17 protein-coding genes are annotated in these 18,531 nt (G+C 64.4%); 15 read left to right on the top strand and 2 right to left on the bottom strand.

Translation table 11 applies throughout. The features are described from left to right. Positions 1 to 76: 76 nt before the first annotated feature. The 5 genes from ytfR (at position 77) to RTP54_RS18405 (ending at position 5,746) form a co-directional block, all read left to right on the top strand. Positions 77 to 1,597 carry a galactofuranose ABC transporter, ATP-binding protein YtfR gene (gene ytfR / locus RTP54_RS18425; RefSeq protein WP_312364874.1) on the top strand — a complete coding sequence of 507 codons (1,521 nt, stop codon included), beginning with the start codon at positions 77 to 79 and terminating at the stop codon, positions 1,595 to 1,597. Beyond that, positions 1,594 to 2,619, top strand: a complete 1,026-nt coding sequence (locus RTP54_RS18420; RefSeq protein ID WP_112806039.1) for an ABC transporter permease — start codon at positions 1,594 to 1,596, stop codon at positions 2,617 to 2,619. Before ytfR ends, RTP54_RS18420 begins: the two co-directional genes overlap by 4 nt. Beyond that, positions 2,616 to 3,584 carry a galactofuranose ABC transporter, permease protein YjfF gene (yjfF, locus tag RTP54_RS18415; protein WP_112806041.1) on the top strand — a complete coding sequence of 323 codons (969 nt, stop codon included), beginning with the start codon at positions 2,616 to 2,618 and terminating at the stop codon, positions 3,582 to 3,584. Before RTP54_RS18420 ends, yjfF begins: the two co-directional genes overlap by 4 nt. Before the next feature lie 20 nt (positions 3,585 to 3,604). Continuing rightward, entirely contained in the window at positions 3,605 to 4,351 is a 747-nt protein-coding gene (locus RTP54_RS18410) for a FadR/GntR family transcriptional regulator (RefSeq protein WP_112806043.1), read from the top strand. A gap of 138 nt (positions 4,352 to 4,489) precedes the next feature. Next, positions 4,490 to 5,746 (top strand): GGDEF domain-containing protein, encoded by a 1,257-nt coding sequence (locus tag RTP54_RS18405; RefSeq protein ID WP_312364868.1) that lies wholly within the window; start codon positions 4,490 to 4,492, stop codon positions 5,744 to 5,746. Between the two features lie 174 nt (positions 5,747 to 5,920). Here RTP54_RS18405 and RTP54_RS18400 read toward each other — a convergent pair whose 3' ends face one another. After that, on the bottom strand, positions 5,921 to 6,718 hold the full coding sequence (locus tag RTP54_RS18400) for an NAD(P)-dependent oxidoreductase (protein WP_312364866.1): 798 nt from the start codon (positions 6,716 to 6,718) through the stop codon (positions 5,921 to 5,923). Positions 6,719 to 6,889: 171 nt separating this feature from the next. Here RTP54_RS18400 and RTP54_RS18395 point away from each other — a divergent pair, with 171 nt between their 5' ends. From RTP54_RS18395 to RTP54_RS18360, 8 genes are all read left to right on the top strand, one after another. After that, positions 6,890 to 7,642 carry a FadR/GntR family transcriptional regulator gene (locus RTP54_RS18395; RefSeq protein ID WP_112815880.1) on the top strand — a complete coding sequence of 251 codons (753 nt, stop codon included), beginning with the start codon at positions 6,890 to 6,892 and terminating at the stop codon, positions 7,640 to 7,642. Between the two features lie 68 nt (positions 7,643 to 7,710). Then, complete coding sequence (gene kdgD, locus RTP54_RS18390) at positions 7,711 to 8,616, top strand: 5-dehydro-4-deoxyglucarate dehydratase (protein ID WP_312364863.1); 906 nt, start codon at positions 7,711 to 7,713, stop codon at positions 8,614 to 8,616. Position 8,617: 1 nt separating this feature from the next. Continuing rightward, positions 8,618 to 9,754: a mandelate racemase/muconate lactonizing enzyme family protein gene (locus RTP54_RS18385; protein ID WP_312364861.1), complete on the top strand. Its 1,137-nt coding sequence runs from the start codon at positions 8,618 to 8,620 to the stop codon at positions 9,752 to 9,754. A gap of 1 nt (position 9,755) precedes the next feature. Beyond that, entirely contained in the window at positions 9,756 to 10,637 is an 882-nt protein-coding gene (locus tag RTP54_RS18380) for an amidohydrolase family protein (protein WP_312364859.1), read from the top strand. 59 nt (positions 10,638 to 10,696) lie between these two features. Next, entirely contained in the window at positions 10,697 to 11,671 is a 975-nt protein-coding gene (locus RTP54_RS18375) for a TRAP transporter substrate-binding protein (RefSeq protein ID WP_312364857.1), read from the top strand. Between the two features lie 76 nt (positions 11,672 to 11,747). Then, complete coding sequence (locus RTP54_RS18370; RefSeq protein ID WP_312364855.1) at positions 11,748 to 12,269, top strand: TRAP transporter small permease; 522 nt, start codon at positions 11,748 to 11,750, stop codon at positions 12,267 to 12,269. Further along, the gene (locus tag RTP54_RS18365) at positions 12,269 to 13,549 is read left to right on the top strand and encodes a TRAP transporter large permease (RefSeq protein WP_112815885.1); all 1,281 of its coding nucleotides are present in this window, start codon (positions 12,269 to 12,271) and stop codon (positions 13,547 to 13,549) included. The genes RTP54_RS18370 and RTP54_RS18365 overlap by 1 nt, the downstream gene beginning before the upstream one ends. A 122-nt stretch (positions 13,550 to 13,671) precedes the next feature. Next, positions 13,672 to 14,607 (top strand): DUF817 domain-containing protein, encoded by a 936-nt coding sequence (locus RTP54_RS18360; protein ID WP_312364853.1) that lies wholly within the window; start codon positions 13,672 to 13,674, stop codon positions 14,605 to 14,607. 42 nt (positions 14,608 to 14,649) lie between these two features. On the opposite strand, the gene RTP54_RS18355 is transcribed toward RTP54_RS18360, so the two are convergent. Next, positions 14,650 to 15,543 (bottom strand): LysR family transcriptional regulator, encoded by an 894-nt coding sequence (locus tag RTP54_RS18355; RefSeq protein WP_112806065.1) that lies wholly within the window; start codon positions 15,541 to 15,543, stop codon positions 14,650 to 14,652. Between the two features lie 210 nt (positions 15,544 to 15,753). On the opposite strand from RTP54_RS18355, the gene RTP54_RS18350 reads away from it, so the two are divergent. Next, on the top strand, positions 15,754 to 16,365 hold the full coding sequence (locus tag RTP54_RS18350; protein WP_112806067.1) for a glutathione S-transferase family protein: 612 nt from the start codon (positions 15,754 to 15,756) through the stop codon (positions 16,363 to 16,365). 60 nt (positions 16,366 to 16,425) lie between these two features. Beyond that, a complete protein-coding gene (locus RTP54_RS18345) occupies positions 16,426 to 18,480 on the top strand; it encodes a pyridoxamine 5'-phosphate oxidase family protein (RefSeq protein WP_312364851.1) in 2,055 nt (684 codons plus the stop codon). The last annotated feature ends 51 nt before the right edge of the window (positions 18,481 to 18,531 follow it).

The raw sequence follows: 18,531 nt of genomic DNA, 5'->3' as shown, positions 1-18,531 counted from the left end.
AATACGAGGATCGACGCGAAGCAGGACGATGCGGTGCGCCCGATCGGGCGCGCCGCGTTCCACTCAGGGAGGGATCATGCAGCCCAATGGCGACAACCTGCTTTCCGCGACCCGGATCGACAAGGTGTTTCCCGGCGCAAGGGCGCTGGACAAGGTCGATTTTCATTTGCGCCGCGGCGAGGTTCACGCACTACTCGGCGAGAACGGCGCCGGCAAGTCGACGCTGGTTAAATGCCTGACCGGCGCCTACCGACGCGACGGCGGCACGATCCTGCTCGATGGCGTCGAAGTCGATCCTCGCGACACGTTCAATGCGCAGAAACTCGGCATCGGCACCGTCTATCAGGAGGTCAACCTGCTGCCCAACCTGAGCGTGGCGGAGAACCTCTTTCTCGGGCGCCAGCCGCGCCGGTTCGGTCTCGTCGATGTCGGCGCGATGAACCGCCAGGCGCGCGCGCTGCTTGACGATTATGAACTCGATCTCGACGTCACCCGTGCACTCGACAGCTATTCCGTCGCCATTCAGCAGGTCGTCGCGATCGCGCGCGCCGTCGATCTCTCGGGCAAGGTACTGATCCTCGACGAGCCGACCGCAAGCCTCGACGCCCACGAGGTCGAGATGCTGTTTCGTATCGTCCGCCGGCTGAAGGCCCGCGGTCTGGGCATCGTCTTCATCACCCATTTCCTCGAACAGGTCTATGAAATCTCCGATCGCATCACGGTGCTTCGCAACGGCCAGCTGGTCGGCACCCGCGAAACGGCGACGCTCGAGCGGCGAGACCTGATCTCGATGATGATCGGTCGTGAACTGGCCGCCGAAATCCGATCCGCGCGCGAGGGGCAGGTTGTGGCGGGACCCGTGCGCTATCGCTTCGAAAACTACGGTCGCAAGGGCCACATCACCCCCTTCGACCTCGATATCAGGGCCGGCGAGGTCGTCGGTATTGCCGGGCTTCTCGGCTCCGGCCGCACGGAGACGGCCGAGATCCTCTTTGGCGCGCATCGCGCCGACAGCGGCATGGCCGAGGTCGACGGCAAGGCCGTCCAGCTTTCGTCGCCGCGCCGGGCCATCGCGCACCGGTTCGGCTTCTGCCCGGAAGATCGCAAGACCGCCGGCATCGTCGGCGACCTCTCGGTGCGTGAGAATATCGTGCTCGCGTTGCAGGCGAGACGCGGCTGGACGCGCCCGCTCTCGCGCACCGAGCAGAACCGCATCGCCGACCACTATATCCGCGCGCTCGACATCCGCACGGCCGACCGGGAAAAGCCGATCCGGCTCCTGTCCGGCGGCAACCAGCAGAAGGCCATTCTCGCCCGCTGGCTGGCGACCGAGCCGGAATTCCTGATCCTCGACGAGCCGACGCGCGGCATCGACGTCGGCGCCCACGCCGAAATCGTCCGACTGATCGAGGGACTGCGCGAAAAAGGCATGTCGCTGATGGTCATCTCCTCGGAGATCGAGGAACTCGTCGCCTATTCCACGCGCATCGTCGTTTTGCGCGACCGCCAGCACGTTGCAGCCCTTGAAGGCAACAGGATCACGGCGGACCAGATCATCGAAGCCATCGCATCGGCGAACGAACGGGGAGCGGCATGACAGCAATATTGAGGGGCTATGCGCTCAGGCTCCTGCCGCAGCTGATCGCGCTGGCGGTTATCCTACTGATGGTATCCCTGGTGTTTCCGGGCTTCTTCCGCCTCGAAATCCAGAACGGGCGGCTCTACGGCAGCCTCATCGACATCCTCAATCGCGGCGCGCCGGTGGTGCTGCTTGCAATCGGCATGACCGTGGTCATCGCCACCAAGGGCATCGACCTGTCGGTCGGCGCCGTCATGGCTATCTGCGGCGCCGTCGCCGCCTCCTCGATCACGTCGGGCCATTCGCTTGCGATGACGCTGGTGATCACGCTCGGCACCGGGCTCCTGTGCGGCCTGTGGAACGGCGTCCTTGTCGCCATTCTCGATATCCAGCCGATCATCGCGACGCTGGTGCTGATGGTGGCCGGCCGCGGCATCGCTCAGCTCGTCACCGAAGGCGCGATCCTCACCTTCAACGATCCCGGCCTGATTTTCCTGGGCAGCGGCTCCTTCGCCTGGCTGCCGCTGCCGGTCATCATCTGGCTTGTCTTCGGCATTCTGGTGGCGCTGATCGTGCGCAAGACGGCGCTCGGCATGCTGATCGAAGCGATCGGCGTCAACCGCCAGGCAAGCACGCTCTCCGGCGTGCTTACCCCGGTGCTGCTGATTGCGGCCTACATGCTGTCGGGCCTCTGCGCCGCCATAGCCGGCATCATCGCTGCTGCCGACATCAAGGGCGCCGACGCCAACAATGCGGGGCTTTGGCTGGAGCTCGACGCGATACTCGCGGTCGTCATCGGCGGCACCTCGCTTCTCGGCGGTCGCTTCAGCATCGCCGCATCCGTCCTCGGGGCGATCATCATCCAGTCGATCAACACCGGCATCCTGCTTTCCGGCTTCCCGCCGGAATTCAACCTGATCATCAAGGCGGCGATCATCGTCTTCATTCTGGTGTTGCAGTCGCCGCCGGTGCGCAACGCCTTCACCTTTGTCGCGCTCCTGCGCGCCGGCAGAAAACCGACGGAGGGCCAAGCGCGATGAAACCCAAATACCTGCCGCTCACCGCGACCATCGTCATCTTCGTGCTCAGCTACGCGCTTTGCGTGATGCAATACCCCAACATCCTGTCGACGCGCGTAGTCGGTAATCTTCTGACCGACAACGCCTTCCTCGGCATCGCGGCCGTCGGCATGACCTTCGTGATCCTGTCGGGCGGCATCGACCTGTCGATCGGCTCCGTCATCGCCTTTACCGGCGTGTTCCTCGCCGTCGTTCTGGAGAACACCGGCATCCACCCGCTCGCCGCCTTTGCGTTGGCGCTTATGATCGCGACGCTGTTCGGCGCGCTCATGGGCGCCATCATCCACTATCTGGAAATGCCTGCCTTCATCGTCACGCTCGCCGGCATGTTCCTGGCGCGCGGCATGGCTTTCGTGCTGTCGATCGACTCGATCGCGATCAAGCATCCGTTCTACGGCACGCTGAAGGGTTTCTATTACAAGCTTCCCGGCGGCGGCCGGATAAGCCTGATCGGCGGGCTGATGCTGCTGGTCTTTGCCATCGGCATTCTCATTGCCCATCGCACCCGCTTCGGCACCGATGTCTACGCCCTTGGCGGTGGCACGGCGACCGCCAAGCTGATGGGCGTCCCGGTGGGTCGCACCACCATCCTGATCTATGCGCTTTCGGGGCTGCTCGCCGGCCTCTCCGGCATCGTCTTCTCGCTCTATACGTCCGCCGGCTATTCGCTTGCGGCCGTCGGCGTCGAACTCGATGCGATCACGGCGGTGGTGATCGGCGGCACGCTTCTGACCGGAGGCTCCGGCTTCGTCGCCGGAACCTTCATCGGCATCCTCATCCAGGGCCTGATCCAGACCTACATCACCTTCGACGGATCGCTCTCCAGCTGGTGGACGAAGATCCTGATCGGCCTTTTGCTGTTCGTCTTCATCCTGATGCAAAAGGGCATCGTCTACGCGTCGCGCAGCAAACAGCGACATGCCTAGGAAAGGGCCCGTTGCACCCCATGCCGCCAGGAACCTTCGCAAAGCAGCCGCTGAAGCGTTCGAGCCACGGCCACGTGGTGGACGAGCTCGGGCGCGCGGTGATCGGCGGCGAGTTCGCGCCCGGCGATATCCTGCCGGGTGACGTCGACCTAGCGGCCCGTTTCAAGGTGTCGCGCACGGTGCTTCGCGAAGCGATGAAGACGCTCGCCGCCAAGGGGCTCGTCTTTCCGCGCGCGCGTATCGGCACCCGCGTCATGCCGCAGGCCCACTGGAACCTGTTCGACGGCGACGTGCTCGCCTGGCACTTCAGCGTCGGCGTCGACGAGACCTTCCTCAATCACCTGAGCGAAATCCGGCTGGCGCTCGAGCCGTCCGCGGCAGCACTGGCAGCCGAGCGCGCAACCGACGCCGACATTGCCCAGATGATGCGGCTCGCCGTCGCCATGGGCGATGAAAACCACAGCGCCGAAACGCTGGCGCATGCCGACCTCGAGTTCCATCTGCACCTGCTCGAGGCGTCGCTCAACCCCTTCATGCGCACCGTCGGCAGCCTGATCGAGGCGGCGCTGATCGGCGTCTTCAAGCTCACCAACCCGACCGCCCAGCGCAGCGACATCGACCGCGTGGCGGTCACCCATATCCGCATCGTCGAGGAGATCCGTCGGCGTGACCCCGAAGGCGCTCGCCAGGCGATGGAAAACGTCATCCGGGCCGGCCAGCAGCGATTGATGGAAACCCTGACGCTGCGCCGGGCAATGCCGTCCTGAACCGCTGACAAGGGCGCGCGCGCAGCCTCCTGCAAGGCGCCGAATGCGCCAACGGCCCCCGCGAATCCTCGCAGTGCGCCTTTGCGAAACCTTTAACAATCTGCCTCATAACCTCCCCGCAGAATCCAGGAGTTGACGGTGGAAGCGCTACATACCCCAACGATCATGATCAGCTCCTTTGCGACGCTGGTGGTTTTCGCCGTCTATTTCGGGCTTGCCTCGCTGCAAGAGCGCGACAGCCTGGAGCTGCGGCTGTGGTCCGTTGCGTTTCTGGTCGCAGCTCTGGGGTTCACGCTCCTGGCCTTCAGAGGCCCCGACTACTCCTTCATTGCCGTTTCACTCGGCAACGCTCTGGCGGTGCTCGGACTGGCGCTGATCTGGCTCGGCCTTCGTGCGTTTGACAACCAGCCGATGAAGGTGGCATCCGCCCTGGCGGGACCGGCACTTTGGCTGCTGGTCACCGGCTTTTCCGACTTTGTCCAGAACGACGTAACCAGCAGGATCGTTCTGTTTTCGGTGCTGATCTTCGTATATTCGGCGATGATCGCGGTCGAGATCTTCCGCTCCGACAATTTCCGCCGGCTGCCGAGTTCCTACATCGTCGCCTTTCTGTTTGCCACGCACGGGCTGTTTTATCTCGTGCGCATCCCGCTGATCTTCGTCTGGCCGCTGTTCGGCAACACGGCGTCCGCTGCCGAGCAGCCGCTCTGGTACCAGTTGCTGACCTTCGAACTGTTCATCCACAGCCTTGCCGGCGGCTTCTCGTTCTTCGCGCTGATCAAGGAAAGAACGCAGTACAGATACAAGCTGGCGTCGGAAACCGACGCGCTGACCGGCGTCAGGAACCGCCGCGCCTTCATGTCGAGCCTCGAGACCTATCTCTCGACGAAGCCGGTTCAAGGCGCACTGATGTACATGGACATCGACCACTTCAAGTCGATCAACGATCGCCATGGGCACGCGGTCGGCGACAGGGTCCTGGTTGAATGCGCCGCCGTCATCTCTAGGGCGGTTGGTGGCAACGCCTTCCTGTCTCGCCTCGGCGGTGAAGAGTTTGCCGCCTGCTTCCCAGGGGCCGACAGCTCGCAGGCGGCGGCCATCGCGGAGGACATTCGCTGCGCCTTCGAACGGGCGCATATCCCGGCCGGCAATGCCACGGTGTGGGCAACCTTGAGCATCGGCGTCGCCTTCGTTGGCAAAGACCAGGCGGCAAGCGACCTCCTGAACAGCGCCGACCGCGCACTTTACGCCGCCAAGACTGCCGGCAGAAATGCCGTCTGGATTGTCGCCAGGGACGGCGCTCCCCGCTTCGCGTCGGGACGGACGGCCCAGGCGACTGAGAGAGCGCTTTCTCCGGGCCGGACCGAGAGAGGTCCGATGGCGAACTGCGCCTGAGGCCACCTGCGCCAATCGGACGGCCCAATGGTTCGACGGCCCTGTTGGTGGGCGACACCGGCAGGTGCGCTACACCTTCCTCGTGGTGGCCGATCGTGAGGCCGATATCGACAGAACGGTAGTTGACCGCCCTGCTGCGGCTCGCGCCGGCGCCGGGCGGCACCGAGGATCCGATCAGTCCTCGGTGAAGATCGGCTCCGCCGTGAACATCCCGCCCTGGTAGACGGCAAGCGGCGACGACGGCTGCGGCCGGCCGGGGGAAAGCTCGAGTTCGGCGCGAAAGCGTTCAGCATTGTCGCGCGGCCGCCAGCCGAGATAGGCGGCATGGCCGTTGTCCCACCAGCGGCTGTCATTGTCGGAGACCCCCCAGACAATCGGGCAGCCGAGCATCGGCGCCCGGAACACGCAGGCGATCAGCGCGGCAAAATCGTCATGGGACATCCACGTCGACAGCATACGGTGGTTGGTCGGCTTCTCCATGCAGCTGCCGATCCTGACCAGCGCCGTCTCCTGCCCGAATTTTTCGAAATACATCCGGGCCAGTGCCTCGCCGAAACACTTCGAGACGCCATAGAGGCCATCGGGGCGCATTGGCGCATCCGCCGCCACGGGCTCGTCCTGCCGGTAGAACCCGACCGTATGGTTGGAACTGGCAAAAAGGATGCGCGGCTGGCCATGCGCCCGCGCCGCCTCGTAGAGATTGTAAAGGCCAAGGAGGTTGGCATTGAGGATCCTTGAGAACTTGTCCTCGACCGAAATGCCGCCGAGGTGGAGAATGGCGTCGCAGCCTTCCACCAGCCGATCGACCGCCGCGGCATCGCCGAGATCGCACGCGACGACCTCCTCGTGCGGCGCCGCAGTGCCGAGATCGGCAATATCCGAAACGCGCACGATCTCGGCCAGATGGGCAACGCGCGAGCGCATGGCGCGCCCCAGGGCCCCCGCCGCCCCGGTGATCAACAATCGCTTCAAGTCACATCCTCCGCCGGACATCGATACATTGCAATTCATCCAAACTCATCATACATGTTGATGCAACGACGTCAATAAATCGGACCGGTGATGTCACACGCCAAATAATCTGGCATACCGGTGGGCACGGCGCGCCAGCGCAACGACCAATGGCGACGAGGAGGAAGCGAGATGAGCGTTCAAACGAAGCTGGAGCCGGGCACCGGAACAGGCACGCTGACCTCCAGGCTCGGCGACGTCCTGCGGCGGACGATCGCTTCGGGCCAGTTTCCCCCGGGCAGCAAGCTGCCGAGCGAGGCACAGCTCTCCGAGGCCCACGGCGTCAGCCGTACGGTGGTGCGCGAGGCGATCGCGGCGCTTCGGGCGGACAGGCTGGTCGAGGCGCGCCAGGGTGCCGGCGTTTTCGTCCTCGATCCGCCGCCGGCCGCCGGCCTTGCCTCGCTGTCGTTGCAAAACATCGATCCGGTGCGGGTCTCCTCGATGATCGAACTTCTGGAACTGCGCACGGCAGTTGAGGTGGAAGCCGCAGGGCTTGCGGCGCTGCGCCGCTCGCCGGCCCAGGAAGAGGTGATCATCGAGCGGCACGACGCGGTACGGGCCTGCCTCAATGCCGGTGTCTCCAGCGTCGAGGCCGACTTCGCCCTGCATCTCGCCATCGCCGAGGCCACCAACAATCCGCGCTTCCGCGAGTTCCTGGCGATGATCGGCCGAAACGTCATCCCGCGCGGTGCCCTGCGCAACGACGACAGCGAACAGGACCAGTCGGCCTATATCGCCATGCTCGACAACGAGCACAACGACATCGTCGTCGCCATCTGTGACGGCGACGAAGACGGCGCGCGCGCCGCCATGCGGCGGCACCTGCGTGGCAGCCAGGCGCGCTACCGGACGCTGCTGCGGGAACAGCGCTTACCTGTACGATAAATCATTGACACGAACCCGTCATACATGTACGACAACTTTGCCAGAGGAGACAGGCAGAGGAATCCAGCATGATGCCGCAAGAAATCAAGGCCGCGCTCGGCGCCGGCCTTTTGTCCTTTCCCGTGACGCATTTCGATGCCGAGCGGAAGTTCCATGCTGAAAGCTATCGCCGCCATGTCGAGTGGTTGTCCGGCTTCGACGCCCCGGTGCTGTTTGCCGCAGGCGGAACCGGCGAGTTCTTCTCGCTCTCGCCCGCGGAAATCCCCGGCATCGTCGCCGCCGCCAAGGAGGCTGCCGGCAAGACTGCGATCGTTTCGGGATGCGGCTTCGGCACCGAGATCGGCGTCGAGCTGGCGCGCGCTGTGGAAAAATCCGGCGCCGACGGCATCCTGCTTCTACCGCACTACCTGATCGATGCGCCGCAGGAAGGGCTTTACGCCCATGTGAAGGCGATCTGCCAGTCCGTCGGCATTGGCGTCATGGTCTACAATCGCGACAATTCGGTGCTTTCGGTCGATACGCTGAAACGCCTTTGCGACGAATGCCCGAACCTCATCGGCTTCAAGGACGGAACCGGCGATATCGGCCTCATCCGCCAGATCACCGCAACGATGGGCGACCGGCTCACCTATCTCGGCGGCATGCCGACGGCCGAACTTTTCGCCGAAGCCTATCTCGGCGCCGGCTTCACCACCTATTCCTCAGCCGTCTTCAATTTCGTTCCCGGCCTGGCGGTCGAATTCTACGGTGCGCTTCGCGCCGGAAAGCGGGAGCGCTGCGAAGAGATCCTGCGCGATTTCTTCTATCCCTTCATGGCCATCCGCAACCGGCGCAAGGGCTATGCCGTCGCCGCGATCAAGGCCGGCGTCCGCCTCCAGGGATTTGATGCCGGTGGCGTCCGGCCGCCGCTCGACGACCTGACGGCGGAGGAAGAAGACATGCTCGCAACGCTCATTGCGCCGTGGAAACGCTAGGATGAAGATCGCCGCCGTCCGCACGCATTTGCTGGAACACCGCCTCGCGGTGCCGTTCGAGAGCGCCTCGATGCGCTTCGACCGGCGCGCCCATGTGCTGGTGGAGATCGTCTGCGACGACGGCACGACCGGCTGGGGCGAATGCCTCGGCCCGGCAAGGCCGAACGCCGCGGTGGTTGCCGCCTACACTCCATGGCTGATCGGCGCCGATCCGCTCGAGACGGAAAAGATCTGGGCGCGGCTCTACAATGCGCTGCGCGACCAGGGCCAACGCGGCCTGACGCTCACGGCCCTTTCGGGCATCGACATCGCGCTTTGGGATATCAAGGGCAAACATTTCGACGTGCCGGTCTCCACGCTTCTGGGCGGGCGCTTCCGCGAGACGATCCGGGCCTACGCGACCGGCAGTTTCAAGCGGGACAGCGTCGACCGCATCGAGGACAATGCCGCCGACGTCGCGCGCTATCGCTCCGAGGGCTTCCACGCCAGCAAGATCAAGATCGGTTTCGGCGTCGATGAAGACCTTGCCGTCGTGCGCGCGGTTCGCAACGCCGTCGGGCCCGACATGCGGCTGATGGTCGATGCCAACCACGGCTACGACGTGCTGGAAGCGCTCGCATTCGGGCGCAAGGCTGCCGAGCTCGACATCGACTGGTTCGAGGAGCCGGTGGTTCCGGAACAACTTGGTGCCTATCGCGAGGTGCGCGCCGGCCAGCCGATACCGGTTGCCGGTGGCGAAACATGGCACGGCCGCTGGGGCATGCGCGAGCCGGTCGAGACCCGCGCCGTCGATATCCTCCAGCCCGATCTTGCCGGCGTCGGCGGCTTTACGGAGGCGCGGCGCGTCGCCGACATGGCTGCACTTCACGGCGTGCGCGTCGTGCCGCATGTCTGGGGCACGGCCGTTCATATCGCTGCCGCCCTTCAGTTCATGGCGGCGATGGTGCCCAACCCCGTGCGCGTCAACCCGATCGAGCCGATCCTCGAATTCGACCGCACCGACAACCCGTTCCGGCAGGCGGTGGTCAAAACACCGATCGACCATGACCAGGGGGTCGTCAAAATCCCCTCCGGCCCGGGACTTGGCATCGAGATCGACCGCGATGCGCTTGCCGAGTTCCGGATGAGGGATGATTGAGATGCTGGTGAGACCGCTCTCCGGCCGCCCGCCCAAGACCCCGCTGCCGAAAGGCGCGGTCGACACCCAGATGCACATGTATCTGCCCGGGTTTCCCGCCCTTGCCGGCGGACCGGCACTTCCCGCGGGCGCGCTGCCCGACGCGGATCAATACAGACAATTCATGCGCTGGCTCGGCATCGACAGGGTCATCATCACCCAGGGTAATGCCCACCAGCGCAACAATGGCAATCTCGTGACCTGCCTGCGTGCCATGGGCGCGGAGGCTCGCGGCGTGGCTGCCTTCGGCGCGGAAACGTCGGAAAACGACCTCGATTTCCTGTCGGAAGCAGGCGTGATCGGGGCAAGGATCATGGACCTGCCCGGTGGCGCCGTCGGGCTCGACGAACTGGAAGCGGTCGATGACCGCGCGGCCGCGCGTAACTGGATGATGGCCATCCAGTTCGATGGCTCCGACATCCTCGAGCACGAACCGAGATTGAAGAAACTGAAATCCCGTTGGGTTTTCGATCACCACGGCAAGTTCTTCTCGGGCGCGACACCCGAAGGCCCCGAGATCGCCGCGGTCAAGCGGCTGATCGACGGCGGAAATTGCTGGTTCAAGTTCGCCGGCGTCTACGAATCCTCGAAGACCGGCGGTCCCGGCTATGAAGACGTGGCCGCGCTCTCGCTCGCGATTGCCGAGCATGCGCCCGAGCGCATCGTCTGGGGCAGCAACTGGCCGCACAACCTTGCAAAGACCAATGCCGACTATCCCGACGACGCCCATCTGACCGACACGGTCCTGGGCTGGCTGCCCGATGCCGCGGCCCGTCATCGCGTGCTCGTCGAAAATCCCGAACGGCTCTTTGGCTTGAAGCCGTTTACGCACGGAGGTGCCTGAAGCCATCCGCATTCGTCCGGAGCGAGGAGGCTCCGGCGCTACAAGAGGAGGAGGACGGAATGAACATCGCAAAAACCCTATGCCTGGCCCTGGGCGTTGCCCTGGGTGCCGGCACCCTGCAGGCGCAGGAAATCACCCTGCGTTCGGCCGACATTCACCCGGATGGCTATCCGACCGTCGAGGCGGTGAAATACATGGGCGAATTGGTCGCCAAGCGCACCAACGGCCGCATCAAGATCGACGTCACCAACAATGCCGCGCTCGGCAGCGAGAAGGACACGATCGAACAGACCCGCTTCGGCGTCATCGACATGAACCGCGTCAACGCCGCGCCGTTCAACAACCTGGTGCCGCAGACCGTCGTGCTCGGGCTTCCGTTCCTGTTCCGCTCGACCGAGCACATGCACAAGACTGTCGACGGGCCGATCGGCGACGAGGTGCTGGCCGCCTTCGAACCGCATGGGCTGATCGGGCTCGCCTTCTACGATTCCGGCGCGCGCTCGTTCTATTCGACCAAGAAGCCGATCGAGAAGCTGGCCGATCTCAAGGGCATGAAGGTGCGCGTCCAGCAGTCGGACCTCTGGATCGCCATGATGGAAGCCTTCGGCGCCAATGCCACGCCGATGCCCTTCGGCGAAGTCTATTCGTCGCTGGAAACCGGCGTCGTCGACGCAGCCGAAAACAACTGGCCGTCCTACGAATCCTCCAGGCACTTCGAGGTGGCCAAGAACTACACGCTCACCGAACATTCGCTCAATCCGGAGATCCTGGTGATTTCCAAGATCAGCTGGGACAAGCTTTCGCCGGATGACCAGAAGGTGCTGAAGGAAGCAGCCAAGGAATCGGTGGTGAAGATGCGCGAGCTTTGGACCGCCCGGGAAAAGGCGTCGGAAGAAAAAGTTCGCGCCGCCGGCTCCAATGTCATCACGGTCGACAAGGCGGAGTTCTCCGCGGCGATGAAGCCGGTCTACGACCGCTTCGTCACCGATCCGCAGATGAAGGACCTGCTCGAGCGGATCCGCGCCATCAACTGATGCGCGCCGCAATAGCGGGGTGTCCGTTCTTTGGAGCGGGCACTTCCTTCGTCTGCAGCCTATGGAGGATAAGGCAATGTGGCGTCTCTTGCAGGCCGTTAGGCCCATGCTTTCCCGGCTCAGCCGGCTTTCACTCTACATTTCCGGCCTCGGCCTTGTCGCGATGACGGCAATCGTGGGCTGGCAGGTCTTTGCCCGCTACGTGCTCAACGACACGCCGAGCTGGTCGGAACCGCTGTCGCTGCATCTGATGTCCTGGTTCATCCTGCTTGGCGCCGCCGTCGGCGTGCGCGAGAGCGTACACCTCGGCCTCGATTTCGTGCGTCATTCGGCGTCGCCGGCAGCGCAGCGCCTGATGGATATCGTCAGCCTGTCGCTCATCGTGCTTTTCGGCCTTGCCATGAGCTTCTATTCGGCCCTGCTTGCCGCCGGAACCTGGGCGGCGACCATCCCGGTGCTCGGCTGGCCGGGTGGCGTCGACTTCTTTCCGATGATCGCCGGCGGCCTGCTGATCGCATTGTTCGCGGCCGAGCGGCTCGCCGACGTCGTTCTGGGCGAGGCTCCCGTGGCCGACATCGTCATCCAGGAGGCAGCATAGTGGCCTACAGTATTCTTTTCGGCACCTTCACCATCCTGATGATGATCGGCATGCCGATCGCGTTCTGCCTCGGCATCGCGTCGCTTGCCACCGTCATCTACATGGGCCTGCCGCCGATCGTCGTCTTCCAGCAGATGAATTCCGGCATGAACGTCTTTGCGATGATGGCGATCCCTTTCTTCATCTTTGCCGGCGACCTGATGGTGCGCGGCGGCATCGCCGACCGCCTCATCCGCTTTGCCGCCGGTATCGTCGGCCATCTGCGCGGTGGGCTCGGCCAGGTCAACATCGTTGCCTCGACGCTCTTCGGCGGCATCTCCGGATCGGCCGTTGCCGACGCCTCGGCCGTTGGCGGGCTTATGATCCCGCAGATGGCGGCCCGCGGCTATGACCGCAGCTACGCCGTCAACGTCACGGTCAATGCGGCGATCATCGCGCTGATGATCCCGCCCTCGCACAACATGATCCTCTATTCGATCGCCGCCGGCGGCAATGTCTCGGTCGCCGATCTCTTCACCGCCGGCATCCTGCCCGGCCTGCTGCTCGCCGCGGCCCTCATGGTCACGGCCTATGTCGTGGCACGGAAAAAGGGCTATCCGTCGGAACCGTTCCCAGGCCTTCGCCGTCTCGGATACTATCTGCTCGCCTCGCTTCCCGGCCTGCTCCTGATCGGCATCATCTTCGGCGGCGTGCGCTCGGGCGTCTTCACTGCCACAGAAAGCTCATGCATTGCCGTGTTCTACGCGCTGATCGTCGCGCTGCTGGTCTACCGCGAACTCGACTGGAGCGGCTTCGTCGAGGCGGTGCTTCAGGCGGTGCGCACCACCGCGATGGTGCTGCTGGTGATCGGCACCGCCGCTTCCTTCGGCTGGCTGATGGCGTTCCTGCAGGTGCAGCAGAGCATGGTCGCCGCCATCAGCGCGATCTCCGACAACCCCATCATCGTGCTTTTGCTGATCAACATCATCCTGCTCTTGCTCGGCACCTTCATGGACATGGCGCCGCTGGTGATCATCAGCACGCCCGTGCTTTTGCCGGTGGTCAAGGCGTTCGGCATCGACCCGGTGCATTTCGGCGTGGTGATGATCCTGAACGCCGGCATCGGCCTCAACACCCCGCCGGTCGGCACCGTGCTCTTCGTCGGCTGCGCCGTCGGCGGCATCTCGATCCGCGAGGCGATGCGCACGATCTGGCCGTTCTTCGGCGCCAGCATCGCCGTTCTGATGCTCGTCACCTATATCCCCGGCCTCTCCCTCTGGCTGCCGAGCCTGTTTCGGTAGGCTCACACGCCCCACGAAAACGAAATCGTCGATCGGCCCGAGCCCACAAGCTCGGGCCGGTCCACAATTCGACCGCATTGCCTCGGCATCGCAGCGATGACACCAGCAGCGAGGCTATCCACGTGGTTCAGCGATCGGACGAGAGACGTTTTACTTCGCTCGAAGCACGTATCGATGCGGCAGCCCACCGGCTGCTCGACCGGCTTCCTCGCCATGGCGTCCTTGGCGGCCTCACGGAGTTTCTGGTCTTCGGCATCAAGCAGGCCTTCGCCTGCCTTTTCGGCGGGGCACTCCTGGCGCTGATGATCGCCACCAAGCTGGCCTGGCCCGATGACATCGGCCTTGCCCGCTACGACTTTCTCTTCCTTGCCGCCCTCGGCATCCAGCTGCTCATGCTGGCTTTCAAGCTCGAGACGATCGCCGAGGCCAAGGTCATCCTGATCTTCCATATCGTCGGCACGCTGATGGAGATCTTCAAGACCTCTGTCGGCTCGTGGATCTATCCCGAAGAGAGCTTCTTTCGCATCGGCGGCGTGCCGCTGTTTTCAGGCTTCATGTATGCCGCCGTCGGCTCGTATCTCGCGCGCGTCAGCCGTATTCTCGATCTGCATTACACGCATTACCCGTCCCGGTGGATGACAGTGCTCCTGGCTCTCGCCATCTACGTCAATTTCTTCACGCACCATTTCATCATCGATCTGCGCTACCTCCTGTTCGGCGTCATAGCGATCCTGTTCTTTCGCACCACCGTGCACTACCGCGTTTTCCGCTTCCGCCACCGCATGCCGCTGCTCCTGGGCTTTCTGCTCATCGCGCTCTTCATCTGGTTTGCCGAAAACATCGGCACCTGGTCGCGCGCCTGGATCTACCCGTCGCAACATGGCGGCTGGACGCTGGTGTCGCTGCACAAGCTCGGCGCCTGGTACCTGCTGATGATCCTCTCCTTCGTGCTGGTCACGCTTGTCCACCGACCGCGCCCGCTCGCTGCCACGAACCAGCTTCCCCCGCTCAGCACGTCGATCGCCGATCTCGGCGAGACAGCGCAGATCAGCCGCTGATATCGCAGCAAGGGGCGGCAGCGCCTGGCGGCGGCGCCACCCTCACTTCAGCACCGCTCTCAGCCGGGGAGCGGCGAAGTCGACGAAGGCCCTGAGCTTCATCGGCACGTGTCCCTGAGGCAGGTAGACGAGCTGAACCGGCAGCGCCGGATGCTCGAACGTTTCGAGCAACGGCACCAGCTGGCCGCCGGCAACCGCGCGCGCGGCCTGATAGGAAAGGACGCGCGTCAGGCCGAGCCCGGCAACGGCCGCATCGACGGCGGCCTCCGCCGTGTTGACGGCGAGCCGCGACCGGATCGGCGCGGCGATCTCGCCCGTCCCGTCGACGAAGCTCCAGGTCCGGTTCGACATCAATCCTTCGAAGGTGATGCAATCATGCTCCGCGAGCGCGCGCGGATCGACCGGGGCGCCACGACCGGCGATGTAGTCGGGGCTTGCGTAAACGACCCGCCTGATCGTGCCGAGCCGGGTGGCGATCAGATTGCTGTCGGGCAGGTTGCCGATCCTCAACGCGACGTCGATGTGATCCTCGGTGAGATTGACGAGCCGGTCGCCGAGCGACAGGCGCATGTTGACCTCGGGGTTAGCCTTCAGAAAATCGACGACGACGGGAAGGACGTGCAGCCGTCCGAAGACGATCGGCGCCGTCATCATCAGGTCACCCCTGACGGCGGTGTATTCGCCGGCCGCCACCCGTTCCGCCTCCTCGACGCGCGCGAGAATTTCGCGCGCCGCTTCCACATAGGATCGCCCGGCTTCCGTGAGCTGGATACGGCGGTTCGTGCGGGTGAACAGCTGCGCGCCAAGATGGCTTTCGAGCTCCGAAACCTTGCGGCTGACGGTCGCGAGCGGCATGCGCAGATGGCGCGACGCTGCGGACAAGCTTCCGCCTTCGACAACGCCGAGAAGCACGGTCATTGCATCCAGTCGATCCATCTTCTTTCCAATTTTCGGGAGCCAACCTATCGAGATGGCACTCTACAGCCGAAATTCGGAAAGTCATAGATTGCGGCAAGGCAGCTCGCTCCGGCCTGCCCGCAACCGCCAGGCGCCCCCTGATGAACCGTTGGTCGCCGTCGACAGGACGCCCCCGACGCTTCTGCAGGCGGCTCGGTCCGCTGGCTTCGACACGAAGGAAATTTCGACATGAAACTCTACCGCCACCCCCTCTCCGGCCATTCGCACCGCGCACAGCTGTTCCTCGCTCTGCTTGGCGTGCCGCATGAGCTTGTCGACGTCGACCTGATGGCGCGGGCGCACAAGGCGCCGGATTTCCTCAGGCTGAACGCCTTCGGCCAGGTACCGGTACTCGACGACGACGGTACTGTTGTCACCGATTCCAACGCGATCCTCGTCTATCTCGCCAAGAAGCTCGGCCGCACCGACTGGCTGCCGGAAGACGCCGTCGGCGCGGCGAAGGTGCAAAAATGGCTGTCGGTCGCCGCCGGCGAAATCGCCTACGGGCCGGCCGCCGCACGGCTCGTTACGGTCTTCGGAGCGAGCCTGCGGCCGGACGAAGTGATCGAAAGAGCGCATCGCATCCTGGAACGGATCGAAGCCGAGCTTGCCGACCGCTCCTTCCTGCTGGGAGGCCAGCCGACCATCGCTGATGTCGCGCTCTACAGCTATGTCTCCAGCGCGCCAGAAGGCAACGTCGATCTTGCCGGCTACGCCCATGTCCGCAGCTGGCTCAACCGCATCGAAGCGCTGCCCGGTTTTGTCGGGTTCCAGAAGACGGCTGCAGGCCTCGCCGCCTGACCATGCTGCCGGGGCGGACCATCCCGCCCCGGCCTTTCTCAACCAGCAAGGAGCATGACGATGCCGGACATTATCGAGCCGACCGCAGCTGCGTCGCCCTGGCACGAGGGCGAACTCGCCATTCAGCGCAGCCTTGGGGTGGTCGAGCGCATGGACGGGCCCGGCCGCAACTTCGTTCGCACCTTCATGCCCGAACAGCACCGGCAGTTCTTTCCGCTGCTGCCGTTCATCGTGCTCGGCGCCGTCGATCCCACAGGCGACGTCTGGGCGAGCCTCAGGGCGGGCAAGCCGGGCTTCATGCAAGCTCCGGATCCGCACGCCCTTGCGCTTCAACTGCCACGCGACCGGGCCGACCCGGCCGATGCCGGCATGGAGGATGGCGACGCCGTAGCATTGCTCGGCATCCAGCTGGAGACGCGGCGCAGGAACCGGTTGAACGGCACCGTCAGGCGCGCGGATGACAATCACTTTGCCGTGGCGGTCGGCCAAAGCTTCGGCAACTGTCCGCAATATATCCAGCTGCGGGATTTTTCGTTCGCGCGCCACCCGAACACACCATCAAAGGAGCGGCCGGTCTATCTCGACAGCTTCGATGCCCGCGCCAGGGAAATCATCGCCAACGCCGACACGTTCTTCGTCGCCTCCTATGTCGACCGCGACGATGCCGGGCGTCAGGTGGATGTCTCGCACCGTGGCGGCAAGCGCGGGTTCGTGCGCGTCGGTGAGGACGGTGTTCTCACGATCCCCGATTTCGCTGGCAACCTGTTCTTCAACACGCTGGGCAACTTCATGCTCAACCCCAGGGCCGGGCTGCTCTTCGTCGATTTTTCCACCGGCGACATGCTGCAGATGACCGGCGAGGCGGAGGTGCTTCTGACATCACCGGACATCGATGCTTTCCAGGGAGCGGAACGCCTCTGGCGTTTTCGACCCCGGAAGGTGGTCCATCGGCCCGATGGCTCGCCGCTTCGCTGGTCGTTCGACGCGGCGGGCTGGTCGCCCGATTCCCTGATGACGGGGGATTGGAAAGAGGCCGAAGATCGTCTGCGCGCCACAGCGCGGGCCGGCCAATGGCGGCCATTTCGCATCGCGCGGACAGAGATGGAGAGCGCGACCATCCGCTCGTTTTATCTCGAACCGGCCGATGGCGCCGGTCTTGCGCCGTTTCAAGCCGGCCAGCATCTGCCGATCCGCACCGTGATTGCCGGCAAACCCGTGGTTCGAAGCTACACGATTTCGGCCGCCCCCTCGGACGGAACCTACCGCCTCAGCGTCAAGCGCCAGGGTGCGGTCTCGTCCTTCCTGCACGGGCTCGTCGCCGGCGACATGCTCGAGGTGCGGGCACCGGCCGGCGGCTTCGTCATCGACGCAGAGGAACGGCGCCCGGCCGTGCTTCTGGCTGCCGGCGTGGGCATCACGCCCATGATCGCAATGCTGCGGCACATTCTCTACGATGGCGTGCGCAAGCGGCGCATCCGCCCGACCTGGCTGTTCCAATCGACGCGCAATCTTGAAGATCGCGCTTTCGATCGGGAAATCGCGTCTCTGGTCGCGGCCGGCGAGGGCACGATCCGGCTGACCCGCGTGCTCGGCCGGACGGATGGCGCACGCAAGGGCGTGGACTACGATGCCAACGGGCATATCGACCTACCCCTTCTGCAGTCGACCCTACCCTTCGGCGACTATGATTTCTATCTCTGCGGCCCGCGGCCCTTCATGCAATCGCTTTACGACGGGCTGCGGGCATTGAACGTCCCCGACGCCAGGATCCATGCCGAAACCTTCGGTCTGTCTTCGTTGATCCGTGGCCAGGATGCAGACTTGACCGCGAAGCCGCCTGCCGACGTGCCGGTGCGTGTGGTCTTTGCCAGTTCCGGCAAGGAAGCGCGTTGGCACCCGGGCGAAGGTACGTTGCTCGACCTCGCCGAAGCGCGCGGCCTTTCGCCGGAATATGGCTGCCGCAACGGCAGCTGCGGCAGTTGCAGCGTGCCGGTACTGGAAGGCGACGTCGCCTACCCCAGGCAGCCGTCGCTTGACCCAAAGCAGGGCGAAGCGCTGCTCTGCTGCGCAGTGCCGGCAGGTAATGACGGGCAGTCGCTGCACCTGGCGATCTGACCCGTCGCGGCAATCATTTGCAGGAACGGGCAAGAATGCCGGAGTGCTGTT

The sequence above is a fragment of the Ensifer sp. genome, assembly GCF_031989085.1.
Classification (GTDB): domain Bacteria; phylum Pseudomonadota; class Alphaproteobacteria; order Rhizobiales; family Rhizobiaceae; genus Ensifer.
This window is presented reverse-complemented; position numbering and strand designations above follow the sequence as displayed.

Bases quoted from the DNA above. Each gene is read 5' to 3' on its own strand.
- ytfR (WP_312364874.1), top strand. From the start codon at position 77: ATGCAGCCCAATGGCGACAACCTGCTTTCCGCGACCCGGATCGACAAG.
- kdgD (WP_312364863.1), top strand. From the start codon at position 7,711: ATGATGCCGCAAGAAATCAAGGCCGCGCTCGGCGCCGGCCTTTTGTCC.
- RTP54_RS18420 (WP_112806039.1), top strand. From the start codon at position 1,594: ATGACAGCAATATTGAGGGGCTATGCGCTCAGGCTCCTGCCGCAGCTG.
- RTP54_RS18410 (WP_112806043.1), top strand. From the start codon at position 3,605: ATGCCGCCAGGAACCTTCGCAAAGCAGCCGCTGAAGCGTTCGAGCCAC.
- RTP54_RS18380 (WP_312364859.1), top strand. From the start codon at position 9,756: ATGCTGGTGAGACCGCTCTCCGGCCGCCCGCCCAAGACCCCGCTGCCG.
- RTP54_RS18345 (WP_312364851.1), top strand. From the start codon at position 16,426: ATGCCGGACATTATCGAGCCGACCGCAGCTGCGTCGCCCTGGCACGAG.
- RTP54_RS18395 (WP_112815880.1), top strand. From the start codon at position 6,890: ATGAGCGTTCAAACGAAGCTGGAGCCGGGCACCGGAACAGGCACGCTG.
- RTP54_RS18350 (WP_112806067.1), top strand. From the start codon at position 15,754: ATGAAACTCTACCGCCACCCCCTCTCCGGCCATTCGCACCGCGCACAG.
- RTP54_RS18375 (WP_312364857.1), top strand. From the start codon at position 10,697: ATGAACATCGCAAAAACCCTATGCCTGGCCCTGGGCGTTGCCCTGGGT.
- RTP54_RS18355 (WP_112806065.1), bottom strand. From the start codon at position 15,543: ATGGATCGACTGGATGCAATGACCGTGCTTCTCGGCGTTGTCGAAGGC.
- yjfF (WP_112806041.1), top strand. From the start codon at position 2,616: ATGAAACCCAAATACCTGCCGCTCACCGCGACCATCGTCATCTTCGTG.
- RTP54_RS18385 (WP_312364861.1), top strand. From the start codon at position 8,618: ATGAAGATCGCCGCCGTCCGCACGCATTTGCTGGAACACCGCCTCGCG.
- RTP54_RS18370 (WP_312364855.1), top strand. From the start codon at position 11,748: ATGTGGCGTCTCTTGCAGGCCGTTAGGCCCATGCTTTCCCGGCTCAGC.